This is a genomic window from Microbacterium sp. K36 (genome assembly GCF_004794355.1).
GTDB classification, from domain to species: domain Bacteria; phylum Actinomycetota; class Actinomycetes; order Actinomycetales; family Microbacteriaceae; genus Microbacterium; species Microbacterium paraoxydans_D.
The window spans coordinates 1-18202 of record NZ_SSDN01000100.1; the positions used below are offsets into that span (position 1 = coordinate 1).

General features: G+C 70.0%; 16 protein-coding genes. 14 read left to right on the forward strand and 2 right to left on the reverse strand.

The features are described 5' to 3' along the window. The first annotated feature begins 92 nt into the window (after nucleotides 1-92). From DW296_RS15200 to DW296_RS15255, 12 genes are all read left to right on the forward strand, one after another. Entirely contained in the window at nucleotides 93-1052 is a 960-nt protein-coding gene (locus tag DW296_RS15200; protein WP_231729519.1) for a tripartite tricarboxylate transporter substrate binding protein, read from the forward strand. Nucleotides 1053-1111: 59 nt separating this feature from the next. Further along, the gene (locus tag DW296_RS15205; protein ID WP_136052884.1) at nucleotides 1112-1651 is read left to right on the forward strand and encodes a tripartite tricarboxylate transporter TctB family protein; all 540 of its coding nucleotides are present in this window, start codon (nucleotides 1112-1114) and stop codon (nucleotides 1649-1651) included. Next, nucleotides 1648-3318: a tripartite tricarboxylate transporter permease gene (locus DW296_RS15210; protein ID WP_136052885.1), complete on the forward strand. Its 1671-nt coding sequence runs from the start codon at nucleotides 1648-1650 to the stop codon at nucleotides 3316-3318. Before DW296_RS15205 ends, DW296_RS15210 begins: the two co-directional genes overlap by 4 nt. After that, nucleotides 3315-4184, forward strand: a complete 870-nt coding sequence (locus tag DW296_RS15215; protein WP_136052886.1) for a dihydrodipicolinate synthase family protein — start codon at nucleotides 3315-3317, stop codon at nucleotides 4182-4184. Before DW296_RS15210 ends, DW296_RS15215 begins: the two co-directional genes overlap by 4 nt. A 179-nt stretch (nucleotides 4185-4363) precedes the next feature. Continuing rightward, on the forward strand, nucleotides 4364-5080 hold the full coding sequence (locus DW296_RS15220; protein ID WP_168429047.1) for a FadR/GntR family transcriptional regulator: 717 nt from the start codon (nucleotides 4364-4366) through the stop codon (nucleotides 5078-5080). Nucleotides 5081-5166: 86 nt separating this feature from the next. Next, nucleotides 5167-6414, forward strand: a complete 1248-nt coding sequence (locus DW296_RS15225) for an ABC transporter substrate-binding protein (RefSeq protein ID WP_136052888.1) — start codon at nucleotides 5167-5169, stop codon at nucleotides 6412-6414. Nucleotides 6415-6422: 8 nt separating this feature from the next. After that, nucleotides 6423-7376, forward strand: a complete 954-nt coding sequence (locus tag DW296_RS15230; protein ID WP_085605087.1) for a carbohydrate ABC transporter permease — start codon at nucleotides 6423-6425, stop codon at nucleotides 7374-7376. Next, nucleotides 7373-8227, forward strand: coding sequence for a carbohydrate ABC transporter permease (locus DW296_RS15235; RefSeq protein WP_136052889.1), 855 nt, complete (start codon nucleotides 7373-7375; stop codon nucleotides 8225-8227). Before DW296_RS15230 ends, DW296_RS15235 begins: the two co-directional genes overlap by 4 nt. 39 nt (nucleotides 8228-8266) lie before the next feature. Beyond that, on the forward strand, nucleotides 8267-9352 hold the full coding sequence (locus tag DW296_RS15240; protein ID WP_136052890.1) for a mandelate racemase/muconate lactonizing enzyme family protein: 1086 nt from the start codon (nucleotides 8267-8269) through the stop codon (nucleotides 9350-9352). Nucleotides 9353-9366: 14 nt separating this feature from the next. Then, nucleotides 9367-10194, forward strand: coding sequence for an SDR family oxidoreductase (locus DW296_RS15245; protein WP_136052891.1), 828 nt, complete (start codon nucleotides 9367-9369; stop codon nucleotides 10192-10194). Then, nucleotides 10188-11099: a dihydrodipicolinate synthase family protein gene (locus tag DW296_RS15250; protein WP_136052892.1), complete on the forward strand. Its 912-nt coding sequence runs from the start codon at nucleotides 10188-10190 to the stop codon at nucleotides 11097-11099. Before DW296_RS15245 ends, DW296_RS15250 begins: the two co-directional genes overlap by 7 nt. A 30-nt stretch (nucleotides 11100-11129) precedes the next feature. Continuing rightward, nucleotides 11130-12113, forward strand: coding sequence for a LacI family DNA-binding transcriptional regulator (locus tag DW296_RS15255; protein ID WP_136052893.1), 984 nt, complete (start codon nucleotides 11130-11132; stop codon nucleotides 12111-12113). 11 nt (nucleotides 12114-12124) lie between these two features. On the opposite strand, the gene DW296_RS15260 is transcribed toward DW296_RS15255, so the two are convergent. Beyond that, on the reverse strand, nucleotides 12125-12838 hold the full coding sequence (locus tag DW296_RS15260; RefSeq protein ID WP_136052894.1) for a hypothetical protein: 714 nt from the start codon (nucleotides 12836-12838) through the stop codon (nucleotides 12125-12127). A 202-nt stretch (nucleotides 12839-13040) separates the two neighbouring features. On the opposite strand from DW296_RS15260, the gene DW296_RS15265 reads away from it, so the two are divergent. Both DW296_RS15265 and DW296_RS15270 read left to right on the forward strand, forming a co-directional pair. Beyond that, nucleotides 13041-14558, forward strand: a complete 1518-nt coding sequence (locus DW296_RS15265; protein ID WP_136052895.1) for an FGGY-family carbohydrate kinase — start codon at nucleotides 13041-13043, stop codon at nucleotides 14556-14558. Then, nucleotides 14555-16189, forward strand: a complete 1635-nt coding sequence (locus DW296_RS15270; RefSeq protein ID WP_136052896.1) for a fucose isomerase — start codon at nucleotides 14555-14557, stop codon at nucleotides 16187-16189. The genes DW296_RS15265 and DW296_RS15270 overlap by 4 nt, the downstream gene beginning before the upstream one ends. A 140-nt stretch (nucleotides 16190-16329) precedes the next feature. Here the strand turns inward: DW296_RS15270 and DW296_RS15275 are convergent, their stop codons facing one another. Beyond that, nucleotides 16330-18192, reverse strand: a complete 1863-nt coding sequence (locus DW296_RS15275) for a heavy metal translocating P-type ATPase (protein WP_136052897.1) — start codon at nucleotides 18190-18192, stop codon at nucleotides 16330-16332. Between the last annotated feature and the right edge of the window lie 10 nt (nucleotides 18193-18202).

Sequence of the window (18202 nt, forward strand, 5' to 3'; positions counted from 1 at the left end):
GGCTACCAGTGTTGACTGTTAACAGTCAACACTGGTAGCCTCGCGGTGTCGACAACACGGTCGACCCACGTAGAGGAGCAAAGATGCCCCGCATGCGCATCACTCGGGCGGCCGCTGCCTTCGCCGCCCTCGCCGCCACCGCTCTGGTGCTGTCGGCCTGCACGAAGGTCGACGAGAGCGAGGGGGCCGCCTCGACCTATCCCGAGGACGACATCCGGCTGATCATCCAGGCCAACCCCGGCGGCGGATCCGACCTGTCGTCCCGCGCGCTCGCCACCGAGCTGGAGAAGATCCTCGGCGTCAGCGTGATCCCAGAGAACATGCCCGGTGCCGCGGGAGCCCTCGCGATGGAGTACGTCGGCTCGCAGGACCCGGACGGCTACGTCATCGGCTTCGCGCCCGTCGAGATCGCGATGCTCAACACGACGCAGAGCGCCGACGTGCTGCCCGACGACTTCGACCTGCTCGGCCAGATCATGCTCGCCCCCGGCGTCATCACGGTGGGTGCCAACAGCGGCATCGAGACCCTCGACGACCTCGTGACCCAGGCGAAGTCCGGCGCGGTCACGGTCGCGAACTCCGGCGCCGGCTCGATCTGGGAGGCCGCCACCCTCGGCCTCGGCAAGGCAACGGACGCCGACTTCACCCCCGTCCCCTACGACGGTGGCGCCACGGCGGTCGCGGCTGCCGCATCCGGTGAGACCGTCGCCGCCGTCTCCGGACTCGGTGAGGCCCTCGCGCAGGGCGAGGCCGTCCGCATCCTCGCGGTCATGAACGACGAGCGTCACCCGGACGCGGAGGACGTCGAGACGGTCGAGGAGGCCATCGGCGAAGAGGTCGTCTTCGGCGGTTGGGGCGGCATCTACGCACCGGCCGGCCTGCCCGACGACGTGCACGACGCCCTCGAGGCCGCCGTCAAGGAGGCCGTGGAGTCCGAGAGCTACCAGAAGTTCCAGGCGGACGCCGGCAACCTCGTGGTCTACCGCGACTCCGCGGAGTGGACCGGGTTCGTCGACGACCAGTTCGCCCTGTTCCAGGACCTCCTGGGCTGAACACCTCCGGTGGGGTCGGCACGCGCCGACCCCGCCGCGTCCTCCGACGAAGGAGCACCATGACCAGCCCCGACACCGCGGCCGAGCCGGCCGCACCGGGCGGCTACGAGGGGGCGACTGCCTCGCGACCCCTCGAGATCGCGTTCGCCGCCGTCGCCCTCGCGATCACCGCCGGCTACCTCTTCCTCGCCACGCAGATCCCGCTGCGCCGTGAGGCCGCCCCCGGACAGATCGACGCCCGCTTCTGGCCGCTCGTCATCGGCGTGACCGGCGTCGTGATCGCGATCGCCCTGCTCGCCGTGGCGATCACCCGACCGGCACCGACGCGGGAGGATCTCGAGCGCATCCAGCCCGGCGGCGTCCTCCGGGTGATCGCGACGATCGCGATCGCCGGCGCCTTCATCGCGCTCTGGTCCCTCGGCTCGGTCATCCTCTTCGGCTACCGGATCGAGGTCTTCCCGATCGCCTGCGCCCTGCTCATGGCCGCACTGATGCTCCTCTACGGACACCGTCGCTGGCTGAGCCTCGTCATCTACTCCGCCGCCGTCACGGCGTTCGTCTACGTCGTCTTCGGCATGCTCCTGAGGATCCCCCTGTGAACGCGCTCCTGGAGGGGCTGAACTCGCTCCTCGACATCTCGATCCTGCTGTACATGGCGGTCGGCCTCGTCCTCGGCTTCATGGTCGGCGCCTTCCCCGGTATCACGGCGACCATGGCGGTCGCGCTCGCCGCGGGCTTCACCATGACCCTCGAACCGGTGCAGGGCCTCGCGGTGCTGCTGACGATCTACGTCGCGGCGAACTTCGGCGACCGGGTGCCGTCCATCCTCATCAACACCCCGGGGACTCCCGCCTCCATCGCCACCACCCTCGACGGCTATCCGATGGCGAAACAGGGCAGGGCCGGGCTCGCGCTGACGATCTCCGCGATCGTGTCGGCCGTCGGCATCCTCGCCTCGCTCGTGCTCTTCGCGGTCGCCGCGGTGCCGATCGCCAGCTTCGCCCGGGACTACTTCAAGTCGCCCGAGCTGTTCGCGCTCGTCGTCTTCGGCATCGCGATCATGATCGGCATCTCGTCCAAGTCGATGCTCAAGGGCATCCTGGCCGGTCTCTTCGGACTCATGCTCGGCAGCGTCGGCACCTATGCGGCCACCGCCGACCAGCGCTTCACGTTCGGTGTGCTGGAACTCGTCGAGGGCGTGAACTTCATCGCCGTCATCATCGGGCTCTTCGGCATCGCCGAGCTGTTCGATCAGCTCCTCACGCACCGGAAGTCGCACGTCCGACCGATCTCGAGCCTCGGCCGGTGGTGGCCGAACCGCGCCGAGCTGAAGCAGAGCGGACGGGCCACCGCGGTCGGCGGGGCGGTGGGCCTCGGTGTCGGCCTCATCCCGGCGGCCGGCGGGGACATCGCCGGGCTCATCGGCTGGGAGCGGGCGCGCAAGGCGTCGAAGCACCCGGAAATGTTCGGCAAGGGGTCGATCGAGGGCGTCGCCGCGTCCGACACCGCCTCCAGCGCCACGCTCGGCGGCTCGCTGACCACGACGATGGCGCTCGGCATCCCCGGCGACTCCGTGATGGCGGTCATGATCGGCTCGATGATCATCTGGGGCATCACCCCCGGGCCCACGCTGTTCACCAACCGCCCCGACCTCGTCGTCTCGATCATCGGGATCATGCTCGTCGCGACCCTCCTGTCGCTCGCGCTGAGCCTCGTGCGGATGAAGGGCATGGTCAAGCTGCTCGACGTGCCGCAGCCGTACCTGTGGAGCGGCATCCTCATCTTCTGCATCATCGGCACGTACGCCACCTCGAACAGCCTGTCGACGGTCATCACGATGCTCGTCTTCGGTGTGGTCGGCGTGCTGCTCAAGCGCATGCAGGTTCCGGCGGGGCCCGTGGTGCTCGGTCTCCTGCTCGGTCCGCTCGCCGAGGAGAACCTCGCCCGCACGCTGGCGATCCTGCCGACGCGGCCGTTCTTCGAGGTCGTCAGCCCGATCGCCCTCGTCCTGCTCGCGCTCGCGGTGCTGTCGATCGTCATGCCCGCGATCCGCGCCGCCCGCACGCCCCGCGCCGAGCGGGCCTCGTTGGAGGACTCGATCCTCCACACCGACAGCATCGTGCAGATCGAGAAGGCGCACGACGAGCTCGCGGCGCAGCCCGACCTGCTCACCTCCACCGTCCGCAACGTCGACGCCGGTGTGCGCCGGGGACGCGCCGGCCGCAAGAACCGCAAGAGCACGACCCCCGAGGAGACCGAGAAGTGACCCGCTACGACATCCTGACCGCCGTCCCGACCGCGTTCCACCGCGACGGGACCCTCGACCTCGAGGGGTCGCGCGCGATCTTCCGGTTCGTGGCCGACTCGGGGAACGAGGGCGCCTTCGTCCTCGGCACCACGGGCGAGTTCCCCGCCGTGGACGCGGACGAGTTCCGGGGACTCGTGGGAGCGGCGCTGGAGGAGCTGGCCGACCGGATGCGCGTCATCGTGCACGTCGGGCAGCCGAGCACGTTCGAGGCCGTGCGCCTGGTGGGCATCGCGAAGGAGCTGGGGGCCACGGAGTTCGCGGCCCTCACCCCCTACTACCTGCGTGCCACGGACGACGCGATCCTCGACTACTACCGCGCCGTCTCGGCGGCCGTGGGGGAGGGGCGCCTCTACGTCTACATCTACCCCGCGCGCAGCGGGAACCCCGTCTCGCCGGAGCTGCTCGTGCGCATCGCCGCCCTCCCGAACGTGATCGGGGCAAAGGTGAGCGAGCTCTCGCTCGACGACATCGCGGCGTATCGTGCGGCCGTGCCCGCCGACTTCGAGCTGTACACCGGCGCCGACCGTGACCTCATCGCGGCCGTCGAAGCGGGCGCGCAGGGCGTCGTCTCGGGCGTCTCCTCCGTGACGCCGAAGCCGTTCCGTGCACTCGCCGACGCCGGACGCTCCGGAGATGCCGATGCCATCGCCGCGGCACAGGCCGCCGTGGACGACGTCGTCGCGCTCATCGGCGGCGACATGGCGCGGATGAAGGAGGCGTACCGCGTGCTCGACGTCGTGGACACCCACTGCCGCATGGCGATCACCGAGCCCTCCGCCGATGAGCGCGCCGCGGTCGCACAGGTGGTGACCGCGCACCGCTGACGGGCCTGGGCACGACCGGGACGGGATGCCGCGACCTTCGGGTCGCGGCATTTCGCGTGTGCGGACACTTGCTTGTCCGACAAGTGAACATGGGTGAGGGAACACTTGACGACAAGACCGACGACTGTCTAGGCTCAAAGCCAGGAATCCCGCCGATATTGCGAAGGAGCGAACGGAACATGTCAGACAAGATCGAGGTCACCGGGTCCGACTTGTCGGACGCGCTCGCCCGACGTCTGGCTCAGCATCTGCAGCGCTCCGGCCTGGAGATCGGCGACCCGCTGCCCACCGAGGCCGAGCTCGGCGCCGTGCTCGCGGTCGGCCGCCAGCGCATCCGGGAAGCCCTCAGCGTGCTCGAAGCGTTCGGCATCGTGGCCTCTCGGCAGGGCGCCCGCCGCGTGTGGCGCGGGTTCCGTGCCGCCGATCTCGCCACCCGTTGGATCGGCTTCGTCGACGACCCGGAGGCCGCCACCCGCGAGCTCCTGGAAGTGCGACACGCGCTGGAGACCTCGCTGCTGCCGATGGTGATCCCGCGCCTGCAGCCGAGCGACCTGGCCCGTCTGCGCCTGCTCTCGGAGGAGATGGTGGAGCGCGCCCTGCGCAACGAGAGCTTCGCCGAACTCGACCAGCAGTTCCACCGCGGGCTGCTCGCGCCGATGGGCAATGCGTTCGTGGACCAGTTCCTCCAGTCCTTCTGGGTGGTCTTCGCGGCCGCGCGTCGGGAAGAGCCCGTCGAGGAGGACCCGGCCATCGCCGCCATGCACGGCCGCATCATCGATGCGATCGAGGCGGGGGACACCCGCCGAGCGGTCCATGAGCTGGACGCCCATTTCTACGGCGTCCGCAACCGCTACCCGGACATCGACTTCGGCGCGACGGCCCCGCTGCCGGCCTGACCCTCCTCCCGCCGGCGCGTTCTGTCGCACACGTCTTGAAATCGATTTCGCACGACCCTCATCTGATCGACGAAGGAGTACGCATCATGAGATCCACCCGAATCCTCCCCGCCCTGGCCGCCCTCGGCGTCGTCGCCCTCGCCACCGGCTGTGCCGGCAGCGCCCCGTCCGGGGAGGGCGACGGCCCCGTCGAGATCACCTACTGGCTCTGGCAGGACGACGCGACCGACCCCACCTGGACGGAGCTCGCGGACGAGTTCAACGACGCGCAGGACGAGGTGGAGGTCGTGCTGGAGACGATCCCACTCGACCAGTACCAGAACCAGCTCGTGTCCTCCGCGATGAACGGCACCGGTCCGGACGCCGCCCGCAGCAAGGACTGGTGGCTCGGGCAGTTCGCGCCGCAGGGCGCCATCGCGGACCTCACTCCGTACGTCGACGACTGGGACGCCTCGGACGACGTCGTCGACTCGCTCTGGGCGACCGGACAGCTGCCCGGCGAGGACGCCGTCTACATGCTGCCCCACCAGTACACGACGCTCTATCTCTACTACCGCGTGGACTACTTCGAGGAGCTCGGGCTCGAGGCGCCGCGCACGCAGCAGGACCTCCTCGACGCGGCGGCGGCCCTCACCGGCGACGGCCGCTACGGCATCGACGTCCGCGGCGGTGCGGGCGGACAGGACCAGTGGCTCGCGTGGATGTACGCCGGCGGCGCGTCGGTCGTCGACGACTCCGGCGAGGTCGTCCTGGACGACGCGAAGGGCGTCGCGGTGAACGAGGACTACCTCCGCATCGTCACCGACCTGCAGGCGGCGCCCCCCGGATCGATCACGGCCGCCTTCGCCGACGTCAAGACGAACTTCGTCGAGGGCCTCACCGGCATGATGATCCACCACCCGGGATCCCTGAAGGAGCTGCAGGGCGTGTTCGGCGACAAGCTCGGCGTCGTCCCGATCCCCACGGAGGACGGGAAGCCGGGCGCGACGCTCGGCAGCATGAGCGGCAACGTCATCCTCGAGGGATCCGACAAGAAGGACGCCGCCTGGGAGTGGATCTCCTGGCTGAGCGAGGAGGCGCAGATGGAGAAGATCTCCGCCTCGCCGCAGGGCCAGCTGCCCGTGCTCGAGTCGGTCATCGACACCGAGGCGTACTCGTCCGACCCGCAGCTCGCGGTCGCGGTCGACGCGATCCCCACCGCCAAGACGTGGCCGGCGTTGGAGGGGGTGGCCGAGCTCGCCGCCAAGGAGTGGAACCCGCTCATCCAGCAGGCGTTCCAGGGTGAGATCAGCAGCCAGGACGTGCTGACGAAGATGTCCGACGTGCTGCGCTGAGGACCGACATGGCAAGCTCCACCCTCACGGAAGCGGTCGTCACCGGCCGGCCGGCCCCGCGCCGGCCGGTGACCCGGCCCCGGCGACGCGCTCGCCGCGGGTCGGTGGCCCCGCTCGTCCTGCTCGCGCCGGCGATCGTGCTCGTCGCGGTCTTCGCCGGGTATCCGCTCGTCCGCTCGATCTGGTTCTCGTTCAACGACGTGAGCGTCTTCACCGGCGTGCTCGAGTTCGTCGGGTTCCAGAACTTCGCCAGCGTCATCGGCACCGCGGAGTTCGTCCCCACGCTGGGCCGCACGGCGTTCTGGACCTTCGGTGCCGTCGCGCTCCAGCTGATCGGCGGGCTGTCGCTCGCGCTCATGCTGAACAACCGCTTCCCCCTGCGGGGCGTGTATCGCGGACTCATCATGATCCCGTGGGCGACGCCCAGCGTCCTGGTCGCGCTGATGTGGAAGTGGATCCTCGATCCCAACAACGGCGTCCTCAACCAGTGGCTGCTGAACGCGGGGATCATCGACGCACCGATCGAGTTCCTCTCGCAGAACAGCACCGCGCTGCCGACGCTCGTGATGATCGACGTCTGGCAGGGGATCCCGCTCTTCGCCATCATGATCCTCGCGGCGCTGCAGAGCGTGTCCGGCGAGCTCAAGGAGTCCGCGCAGATCGACGGATGCGGGCCGGTCGGGGTGTTCCGGCACGTCGTGCTGCCCGCGATCCTCCCGACCATCCTCATCACCACGCTGCTGCGCCTGATCTGGACGTCGAACTACGTCGACCTCATCTTCATCCTCACCGGCGGCGGGCCGGGCACATCCTCGACGACCCTGGCGCTCGAGTCGTACCTGACGACCTACAAGGCCAGCGACTTCGGCGCCGGCGCGGCGTACGCCGTCATCCAGGCCCTGTTCCTCGCCGTCTTCATCGCGCTCTATGTGCGCCTCACCCGGAAGGACACCACGCGATGAGTACGACGAGCGCTCCCGTCCGCTTCGGCCGCCTCGCGGGACGGACCGGCTTCGCGATCGCCCTCCTCGGCGTGCTCGCGATGGTGCTCGGGCCGTACATCGTCATGCTGCTGACGTCGCTCACGCCCCGGGATCAGCTCGCCGGCGCCGGAGCGAACCTCATCCCCTCGGAGTTCACGACCGCCTCCTACGCCGAGCTGCTGTCGACCACGCCGTTCCTGACCTATCTGCGGAACAGCCTCACCGTCGCCGCGATCGCCGTCCCGGTGACCCTCGTCGTCTCCACGGGCGCCGCGATCGCGATGTCGCGGTTCGACTTCCGCGGCCGCGGAGCCGTCATGATCGGGCTGCTGCTCGCGCAGATGTTCCCCGCCGTGCTGCTCGTGATCTCGCTGCAGGGGCAACTCCGCGGGATGGGGCTGATGGACACGACGCTCGGTCTCGCACTCGTGCACGCCGCGTTCGCCACGCCGTTCGCCACCTGGCTGCTCAAGGGCTTCGCGGACTCCATCCCCCGGGAGATCGAGGAGGCGGGCCAGATCGACGGGGCCTCGTCTGCGCAGATCGTCCGCATCCTCCTGCTGCCCCTGCTGCGGCCGGGGATGGTGGCGGCGGGAACCTACGCGTTCATCCTCACCTGGAACGAGTTCCTCTACGCCCTTACCTTCACCTCGCAGACGGCGACGCGCACCCTGCCGGTCGGGCTGCACCTGTTCATCGGCGAGTACCAGATCCGGTGGGACCTCCTCACCGCGGGCGGCGTGCTCTCGGTGCTCCCCGTCGTCGTCGGCTTCCTCCTCGTGCAGAAGCGCCTCGTCGCCGGTCTCGCCGCCGGCGCCGTCAAGGGCTGAAGCTCCCGTCCCCTCCTCGTCGTCCCGGAAGGACCACGCATGAAAATCGAATCCATCGACCTCCAGCTCTCCCGCATCCCCCTCCCCAAGGGGCCGTGGGGGGACCAGATCCATCGGGTGACCCACATCGAGATCATCCTCGCCGACATCACCACCGATACCGGACTGGTCGGCACCGGGTTCAGCCACACCTCCGGTGTCGGCGGCCAGATGATGATGGCGGCGCTGCGCGAGCTCATCCCCACGCTCATCGGCCGCGAGGTCAATCCGCGGGCCGTCTGGCAGCACTCCTGGCAGCACCTGCGCGACAACGGCCCCGGCGGGACCACCACGCTCGCCCTCGCCGCGATCGATGTGGCGCTGTGGGATCTGCTGGGGTTGCACTTCGAGCAGCCGCTCGCAAAGCTCCTCGGCCAGGTGCGCGACCGGGTCGCACTGTACGGCAGCGGCATCAACCTCAACCTGTCCGCCGAGGAGGTCGTCGAGCAGGTCAAGGAGTGGAAGGCCGACGGGTACGCCGCCGGGAAGGTCAAGGTCGGCAAGCCGGACCTCGAGGAGGACGTCTACCGGCTCACCAAGATCCGCGAGGCGGTCGGCGAGTATCCGCTCATGGTCGACGCCAACCAGGGATGGACCTACGGGGAGGCGGTCCGGGCGGTCACCCGGTTCCGCGACCTCAACCTGTACTGGGTCGAGGAGCCGCTGCGCGTGGACGACGTCGCCTCCCACGCCCGCCTCCGGGCCCGGTCGCCGATCCCGATCGGGCTGGGGGAGAACGTCTACACGCTCCAGCAGTTCAACCAGTACCTCCTCGCCGACGCGTGCGACTTCATCCAGGCCGACGTCGGACGCGTGGGCGGCATCACGCCCTACATGGACATCGCCGCCCTGGGCCGGGCGTACAACGCCCCGATGACGCCGCACTTCGTGATGGAGCTCACGGCCAACGTGCTCTGCGCGGTACCCAACGCCCTGTTCGGCGAGATGACGGACGGGGGCACGCTCAGCGACCTCGGCGTCATCGTGCCGCAGCGGCCGCAGAACGGGTTCTTCGTCCCGACCGGAGCGCCGGGGAACGGCCTGGAGTACGACCGCGAGAACCTCGCGCGGCACGCGGTGAGCTGAGGGAGAGGAACGACATGACGGACATCTTCGACCTCACCGACCGCATCATCCTGGTCACCGGCGGCCTCGGCCAGATCGGATCGGCCTTCGTCCGCGAGCTCCACGGACGCGGCGCCCGGGTGGCCGTGGCATCGCGCACGGTCGACGCCGCGCGCCTGCAGGAGACGTTCCCCGAGATCGCCGACAGCCCGCGCCTCCTCGGCGTCTCCGTGAACATCGTCTCGAAGGACAGCGTCGAGGCGGGCCTCGATGCGATCGTCGATGCGTGGGGTGCGGCGCCGGACGGCGTGATCAACAATGCCGGTCTGGACACCCAGCCGAGCGCGCCGCCCGAGGTTTCGGGCCCCTTCGAGGACTTCCCGCTCGACGTGTTCCGGGAGGTGGTCGACGTGAACCTCGTCGGCACCTTCCTCGTCACGCAGGCAGCCGGCGCCCGGATGCGCGCCGCCGGCACGCCGGGCTCGATCATCAACGTCGGCTCGATCTACGGGATGGTGTCGCCGGTGCAGGACATCTACGCCTACAAGGAGGAGCAGACCGGGGTGCCGTTCGTGAAGCCGGTGGCGTACTCGGCGGCGAAGTCGGGTCTATACAACCTCACGCGCTACTGCGCGACGTACTGGGGGCGGCAGGGGATCCGGGTGAACACCCTCACCCCGTCCGGCGTCGGTCGGGACACGCAGGACGCGACGTTCCAGCAGAACTACACCGCGCGCATCCCGATCGGACGCATGGCGGAGGCGACCGACTTCAACGGGGCCGCGGTCTTCCTGCTCTCGGACGCCTCGCGTTACATGACCGGAGCGAACCTCGTCGTGGACGGGGGGTGGACCGCATGGTGACCACGGCGGCGGACCTCGGGGTGCTGATGGCCGCGATCGCCACCCCCTACGACGCGGAGGGGGCGGTCGACACGCGGCTGCTCTCGACGCTCGTGGAGGACTATGTCTCCCGCGGGGTCGAGGGGATCTACTGCTGCGGGTCGTCGGGGGAGGGTCTCCTGCTGTCGGCGGATGAACGGACCGCGGTGGTGGAGACCGCCGTGCGCGCCGCCGCGGGGCGCATCCCCGTCGTCGCCCACGTCGGCGCGCTGTCGACGAGGGAGGCGATCGAGCTCGGACGGCGGGCGCAGCGCGCCGGCGCCTCCGCCCTCTCGATGATCCCGCCGATCTACTACTCCTTCGGCATCGAGGCCGTCCTCGACCACTACCGCGCGGTGCTGGACGCCGTGGATCTCCCGCTCATCGTCTACAACATCCCGCAGTTCACGGGTACCGAGTTCACGCTCGAGACGGCCGGAGAGCTGCTGGGTGACGACCGGGTGATCGGTCTCAAGCAGACTGCGCACAACATGTACGCCCTCGAACGCATGAAGGCGGCCTTCCCCGACAAGGCCTACATCAACGGCTTCGACGAGGTGTTCGTGCCAGCGCTCGCCGCCGGCGCCCGCGGGACCATCGGCACGACCGTCGGGCTGCAGGTCGAGCTCTTCCAGGCGGCGCGTCGTCTCCTCGACGCCGGAGACCTGGTCGGAGCCCAGCGGGTGCAGAGCCGGATCAACCATGTCATCGCCGAACTCGTGGCGATCGACGTCTTCCCTGCGGCGAAGTACCTCTCCGGTCGCAACGCGGGAGGTGCGGGAACGCTGGGCGACTGCCGCCGTCCGTTCCGGCCGCTCTCGGCCGAGGCACGGGGCCGACTGGATGCGCTCGGCGCGACGCTCGACGGGTTCCTCGCGGAGGTCTGAGAGGGCTGAAACCGGTTACAGTGGGTGCCCATGGCCACCATCTACGACGTCGCGCAGCGGGCCGGCGTCTCGCCGGCCACGGTCTCGCGCGTCTTCAACGGCACGAGCGTGTCGGCGGAGAAGGCGGCGGCCGTGCGGGCTGCGGCCGAGGAACTGCGTTTCACCCCGAACCGGACCGCGCGCACCCTGCGGACCCAGAGCTCCGAGGTCATCGCCCTGGTGATCCCGGACATCGAGAACCCGTACTTCACCGAGATGGCGCGCGGTGTGGAGGACGCCGCGTCCGAGGCGGGGTACTCCGTCGTGCTGTGCAACTCCGACGCCCAGGTCGAGAAGGAGGCGACGTACCTCCGGATCGCGATCGCCGAGAACATGTCGGGGGTGATCATCGCGACGGCGGATGAGCACTCGGATCTCGCTCCGGTGCGGGCGACGGGGCGGCCGGTGGTCGCCGTGGACCGTCGCACGGTCACTGACATCGACGGCGTGGTGATGGCCAACCGGGAGGCGGGAGCCGCAGCGACGCAGAGCCTGCTCGACGCCGGGTATCGGCGCATCGCGTATATCGGCGGCCCCGCGCACATCGACACCGCGGCCGAGCGGGCGGAAGGCTGGCGGGAAGCGCTCTCGGCGGTGGATTCCGATCACCAGCTCTCCTCGCTCCAGCGCTTCGCCACGTTCCGCGTCGACGGCGGGCGCGCGGCCATGGAGGAGCTCCTCGCGCTGCCGGAGCCGCCGGACGCGGTCGTCGCCGGGAACAACCTCATCGGCGTCGGCGCGATCCAGGTCCTCACGGAGCGCGGACTCACCCCGCCGGAGCTCGGCGTCGCGGTGATCGGGTCGCTGCCCTTCACGACGCTGTCGCCGTCCGCCGTCACCGTCGTCAGACTCCCCGCGCGCCTCATGGGTGTGACGGCGGCGCGGATGCTGCTGGATCGGATCAAGGGCGACGAGCAACCGGCCCGGACGATCGTCCTCTCCGGCGAGGTGCAGCGCGCGGCCGCGCGCGCCTGAACGCAGCGTCGCTACTGCGAGCGCCAGAATCGCGCCGCGAGGTTCGTCATCTCCTTGTCGAGATCGTCGACCTTCACCTCCAGTCGGTCGAGGCGGTGATCGAGGCCGTCCAGACGCGCGGTCATCTCGCCACGAAGGCCGATCATCTCGCCCCGCAGCCCGATCATCGCTCCGTGCAGCGCGCCCATGGCCGCGCGCAGGCCTCCGACCTCGCGCATCATCGCTGCGTGCAGCGCCGCCAACGCTCCGTGGAGTCCGCTGACCTCGTTCGTCATATCGGTGCGGAGGCCCGCGGTCTCGGTGGTCGTGTCGATGCGGAGGGTGCCGATCTCGGTCGTCATCTCGGTGCGGAGGCCGGAGATCTCGGTGGTCATATCGGTGCGGAGGCCGGAGATCTCGGTGGTCATGTCGGTGCGGAGGGTGCCGATCTCGGTGGTCATGTCGGTGCGGAGGGCGCCGATCTCACTGCGCAGTCGTGTGGTCTCGGTGGTCATCTCGGTGCGGAGGGTGCCGATCTCGGTGGTCATCTCGGTGCGGAGAGTGCCGATCTCCGTGGTCATCTCGGTGCGGAGGGTGCCGATCTCGCCGGTCATCTCCCCACGCAGTCCGCCGATCTCCGCACGGAGCACGCGGCCGAACTGCGTCGTCATGAGGGTCATGCCGCCGAGCATCGTCGTCACGAAGATGCCGATCAGCGTCCATACCTGCGGGTCGTTCAAGGGCATGCCTCCAGTCTCGATCGGAGGGGTCAGGATGTCACGGTATTCCGGTGCTGAACCGGCGTTTTTCCGGCCGTAGGCGAAGATTGTGGAGACACTCGATATCGGTCCTCGTGGTGCAGGAGCAGTCAGCTCCTTGCGTCTTGAAATCGATTTCGCGTAGCCTGGGTCCAGGCCTGCACGGCCCGTCGGGATCGAAGGAGAGACCATGCGCTGCACCCTCGGGGTGGACATCGGCACGTCCAGCAGCAAGGGCGTCATCGTGGACCCCGCCGGCACGATCCTCGCGACTGCGACCCGCGCGCACGACGTCTCCCGTCCGCAGTCCGGATGGGTCGAGATGGACGGCCGGATCTGGTGGGACGAGTTCGTCGAGCTGGCCACCGACCTTCTCGCCGCGGTCCCCGACGCGGAGGTCGTGGGGGTCGGAGTGAGCGGCATGGGCCCGTGCATCCTGCTCGCCGACGATGACGACGAGCCCGTGCGCCCCGCAATCCTCTACGGCGTGGACACCCGTTCCACCGCGCAGATCGAGCGCATGACGGCGGAGCTCGGCGTCGAGGAGATCACCCGCGTGGGCGGCTCGACCCTCACCTCGCAGGCCGGCGGGCCCAAGATCGCCTGGGTCGCCGAGGAGGAGCCGCAGGCCTGGCAGCGCGCGCGGCGGCTGTACATGCCCGCCTCCTGGCTGGCCCGAAAGCTCACCGGCGCCTACGTCCTCGACCACCAGTCCGCCAGCCAGGTCTCGCCGCTGTACGACATCGAGGGCGAGCAGTGGCACGACCCCTGGTGGCAGCGGTTCGCCGGGACGATCGAGCAGCCGCCGCTGCGCTGGGCCGGGGAGATCGCGGGCACGGTGACCGCCGCTGCAGCGGACCTGACCGGCCTGCCCGAGGGGACCCCGGTCATCACTGGCACCATCGACGCCTGGACCGAGGCGGTGAGCGTCGGCGCCCATGAGGTCGGCGACCTCATGCTGATGTACGGCACGACGATGTTCCTCGTCGCGACTGGGGAGCAGACACTCCGCACGCCCTCGATGTGGACGACGGCCGGCGCCTTCGCGGGCACGCGCAACCTCGCCGGTGGGTTGTCCACATCCGGAGCGCTCACCGCGTGGCTGAAGGACCTCTCCGGCGCCGACTACCCGGCGCTGCTCGCCGAGGCGGAGGAGTCGGGTCCCGGCGCGAACGGCCTGCTGATGCTGCCGTACTTCGCCGGTGAGCGCACCCCGATCCAGGATCCGGACGCCCGCGGCGTCATCGCCGGGCTCACTGTCCGGCACACCCGAGGAGACCTCTATCGCGCGGCCCTCGAGGCCACCGCGCTGGGCGTGCGCCACAACGTCGAGACCATGCGAGCCGCCGGCGCCGACATCCGCCGCATCGTGGCGGTCGGCGGCGGCACCCAGGGACGGCTGTGGCTGCAGATCGTCTCGGACATCACCGGGCTCGTGCAGGAGGTGCCGCAGACGACGATCGGCGCGAGCTACGGGGCCGCCTTCCTCGCGGCGACCGCCACGGCCGCCGACGGTGCCGCGCCCGCGATCGCCGACTGGAACCCCATCGCCGACACCGTCCGCCCGGACGAGGGTCTGCGCCCCTTCGCCGACGCCCTCTTCGACCGTTACGTGCGCCTGTACGACGGCTCGAAGGACGTCGTCCATGAACTCGCCGCCGCTCAGCGCGACGGATCCCCCACCCCCTCGACCCCGGAGAACTCATGACCGCCTACACCCTGCCCACCCCGGCATCCCGTCCGACCGCTGCGCCGAAGACCGCGTACCTGATCGCCTCCGGCGACCTGCGCGAGTCGGCCAACACGGCGGGCTGGCCCACCCAGGTCGAGCTCGAGGCCGGGGTCACCGGCGTGCTGAACGACCTCGGGTGGACGGTCGTCCGCGCCAATGAGGTCGACCCGGAGACCGGTCACGGGTTCATCTCCAGCCAGCGCATGGGCCTCGAGGTCTTCAAGAACATCCCCGTCGACGCGCCGCTCATCGTCGCCGAGGCCGTCTGGCAGTACTCGCACCACGTGCTCGCGGGCCTCCGCACGCACGAGGGCCCGATCCTCACGGTGGCGAACTTCGCGGGCGACTGGCCCGGCCTCGTCGGCCTCCTCGGCCTCAACGCGGGCCTGACGAAGATGGACAAGCCGTACGCGACGATCTGGTCGGTCGACTTCACCGACGACTGGTTCCGCGACGGCATCCGGGAGTGGACGGAGACCGGCGCCATCACCCACGATGCCTCCCATGTGCGTCCCCTCCCCGCACTGCCGGACAGCCCGGAGAAGCAGCTCGGTGAGGCCCTCGCCGCGGAGCTGCGCGCCGAGAAGGCCATCATCGGCGTCTTCGACGAAGGCTGCATGGGCATGTACAACGCCATCTTCGACGACGAGCTCCTCAACCAGACCGGCATCTACAAGGAACGCCTGTCGCAGTCGGCTCTCTACGCGGAGATGCTGAACGTGACCGAGGAGGAGGCCGACGCCGCCTACGACTGGCTGGTCGAGCGCGGCATGACCTTCCGGTACGGCGAGGACGCCGCGACCGAGCTCACCCGCGAGCAGGTGCAGTGGCAGCTGAAGATGTACATCGCCGCCCTCCGCATCGCCGACGACTTCGGCCTCGACGCGGTCGGCATCCAGTACCAGCAGGGCTTGAAGGATCTCGTCCCGGCGTCGGACCTGGCGGAGGGCATCCTGAACTCCACCGAGCGCCCGCCGGTGACCTCGCGCGACGGCTCCCGCGTGCTGCACGAGGGACGCGCGTTCCCGCACTTCAACGAGGCCGACGAGGGCGTCGCCGTCGATGCGCTCGTGACCGACCGCGTCTGGCGCGCGATGGGGCTCGTCCCCGACAACACCCTCCACGACGTCCGTTGGGGCGAGGACCACGACGGGCAGTTCGTGTGGGTGTACGAGATCTCCGGCTCGGTGCCGGCCTCCCACCTCGGCGGCTGGCAGAACGCGGAGGGCTGGCGCCAGGGGCACGTGTTCTTCCCCGCCGGCGGCGCCACGATCAACGGCGTCTCGAAGCCCGGCGAGGTCGTGCTCTCCCGGGTGTTCATCGCCGAGGGCGTCCTGCAGGCGGACATCTTCCGGGCGTCGGTCGTCGAGCTCCCGGCGGAGGAGACGCAGCGCCGGAAGGACGCCACGAACCCGGAGTGGCCGATCGCCCATGTGGTGCTGCACGGCATCTCGCGCGACCAGTTCATGGCGCGCCACAAGGCGAACCACGCGCAGCTCGTCTACGCGCCCGACGCCGAGACCGCGGACAAGGCGCTGATCGCGAAGGCCGCGATGTTCGACGGCATGGGCATCAAGGTCAACCTCGTCGGCGACGTGGCGATCTGAGGCGGTCCACCTCGTCCACGGTCATGCCTCCAGTCTGAGTCCGGGGGCTCAGGCTGTCACGGTATTCCGCAGCGGCAGGACCCCGAACACGGGACCTGTGGACGGGAGAGGCGGAACCGCGTGCGGTGCAGGAATAGGGCTCAGGCGGAGGGGCGGAGGTCGCTCGGCGGGCCGCTCAGCGCGCGCAGGGCGTAGAGGATCGTCGCGAGGTCGACGAGCTCCTGTACCAGCGCGCCGACGACCGCGGGGATGACGCCGGTCATCGCGACGACCATCAGCCCCACGCTCAGACCGATGCCGATCCAGATCGCGGTGAGGGCGACGCGGAGGGTATGCCGCCCGATCGCGACGGCATCGACCACCTTGGCGAGCGAATCCACGAGGATGACGACGTCGGCGGCGTCACCGGCGGCCGTCGCCCCCTTCGCACCCATCGCGATGCCGATGTCGGCCGCTGCCAGTACCGGGGCGTCGTTCACACCGTCGCCGACCATCAGCACGGGCCGTGGCTGCATCTCGGCGGCCAGGCGCACCTTCTCGGGCGGTAGGAGCTCGGCGTGGATCTCGTCGATCCCGACCTGCCGTCCGATCGACGCCGCGGTGGTCTCCACATCTCCGGTCAGCATCGCGAGCCGGTCGACCTCGTGCGTCCGCAGCCAGGAGATCACTGCTGGTGCCTCCGGACGGGCGGCATCGGCGAGGACCAGGACCCCCGCGAACCGTCCGTCCACGGCGACGTAGGCGGCGGCCTGTCCCGGCGCCAACTCCGCCCTGACGGTGTCCGGGGCGAGGGAGGCGACGTAGGCGGGCTTGCCCACCACGACCGCGCGGCCGCCGATCGTGGCGGAGACGCCGTTCGTCGCGGTCTCGCTCGCCTCCGTCGCCCCGTGCAGCTCCAGGCCTCGGGCGGAGGCGGCGCGACGGATGCCGTCGGCGAGCACGTGCGAGGAGTACTGCTCGGCCGAGGCGGCGTATCGCAGGATCTCATCCGCATCGAAGCCCGGTGCCGGTCGCACCTCGACGAGCTCCGGCCGCCCCTGGGTGAGCGTCCCGGTCTTGTCGAACGCGGCCGAGCGCACCCGCGCGATCTGCTCGATCACCGCACCGCTCTTCATGATGACGCCCGACTTCGCGGCCCGGGAGAGTCCGCCGAGGAAGGCGACGGGTGCGGCGATCAGCAGCGGACAGGGCGTCGCCAGCACGAGCACCTCGGCGAACCGCGTGGCGTCGCCGGAGAGCGCCCACGCCGTCCCCGCGAGCACGAGCGCGACGGCGGTGAACGGGATCGCGAACCGGTCGGCGAGACGCACGATGGGGGCGTGGGAGGACTCGGCCTGGGCGACCAGCGCCACGATCTGCTGGTACTGGCTGTCGGCACCGGTGCGCAGGGCGCGGAGACGGATGGCCCGGCTGCCGTTGATCGCACCGGACAGCACCTCGTCGCCCGCGCCGCGCGTCACGGGCAGGCTCTCGCCGGTGAGGGAGGACTCGTCGAACGATGCGCTGTCGGTGAGCAGTTCGCCGTCCACGGGGATGATCTCCGCCGGGCGCACGAGGAGGACGTCGCCCACGGCCACGTCGTCGACGGGCACCTCCCTCGCCTCGTCCGAGCCGGCGTCCTCGGGGTGGACGAGGACATGAGCGCTGCGCGGTGAGCGGTCGAGCAGCGCCGAGAGGTCGCGCTTCGCCCGGCGGCCCGCGAAGTCCTCCAGAGCCTCGCCGCCGGAGAGCATCAGGACGATGATGAGCGCCGCGATGTACTCGCCCACCGCGAGCGTCGCCACCATGGCGACGACGGCGAGGATGTCGAGCCCGACGTGGCCGCGGAGCACGTCGCGCACCATGCCGACGAGGGTCCACACCACCACCGCGGCCACGAAGACCGTGGCGACCCACCGGCCGATGGTCGCTTCGCCGGCGGCGTGCAGGACTCCGACCACGACGAAGACGATGACCGTCAGCGTGATGACCGGGTATCGCCAGAGGAGTCGGAGGGCGCGCATGCGTCCAGCA

Coding starts and splice junctions, on each gene's coding strand:
- DW296_RS15200 (WP_231729519.1), top strand. CDS start 93: ATGCGCATCACTCGGGCGGCCGCTGCCTTCGCCGCCCTCGCCGCCACC.
- DW296_RS15205 (WP_136052884.1), top strand. CDS start 1,112: ATGACCAGCCCCGACACCGCGGCCGAGCCGGCCGCACCGGGCGGCTAC.
- DW296_RS15220 (WP_168429047.1), top strand. CDS start 4,364: ATGTCAGACAAGATCGAGGTCACCGGGTCCGACTTGTCGGACGCGCTC.
- DW296_RS15225 (WP_136052888.1), top strand. CDS start 5,167: ATGAGATCCACCCGAATCCTCCCCGCCCTGGCCGCCCTCGGCGTCGTC.
- DW296_RS15230 (WP_085605087.1), top strand. CDS start 6,423: ATGGCAAGCTCCACCCTCACGGAAGCGGTCGTCACCGGCCGGCCGGCC.
- DW296_RS15235 (WP_136052889.1), top strand. CDS start 7,373: ATGAGTACGACGAGCGCTCCCGTCCGCTTCGGCCGCCTCGCGGGACGG.
- DW296_RS15240 (WP_136052890.1), top strand. CDS start 8,267: ATGAAAATCGAATCCATCGACCTCCAGCTCTCCCGCATCCCCCTCCCC.
- DW296_RS15245 (WP_136052891.1), top strand. CDS start 9,367: ATGACGGACATCTTCGACCTCACCGACCGCATCATCCTGGTCACCGGC.
- DW296_RS15250 (WP_136052892.1), top strand. CDS start 10,188: ATGGTGACCACGGCGGCGGACCTCGGGGTGCTGATGGCCGCGATCGCC.
- DW296_RS15255 (WP_136052893.1), top strand. CDS start 11,130: ATGGCCACCATCTACGACGTCGCGCAGCGGGCCGGCGTCTCGCCGGCC.
- DW296_RS15260 (WP_136052894.1), bottom strand. CDS start 12,838: ATGCCCTTGAACGACCCGCAGGTATGGACGCTGATCGGCATCTTCGTG.
- DW296_RS15265 (WP_136052895.1), top strand. CDS start 13,041: ATGCGCTGCACCCTCGGGGTGGACATCGGCACGTCCAGCAGCAAGGGC.
- DW296_RS15270 (WP_136052896.1), top strand. CDS start 14,555: ATGACCGCCTACACCCTGCCCACCCCGGCATCCCGTCCGACCGCTGCG.
- DW296_RS15275 (WP_136052897.1), bottom strand. CDS start 18,192: ATGCGCGCCCTCCGACTCCTCTGGCGATACCCGGTCATCACGCTGACG.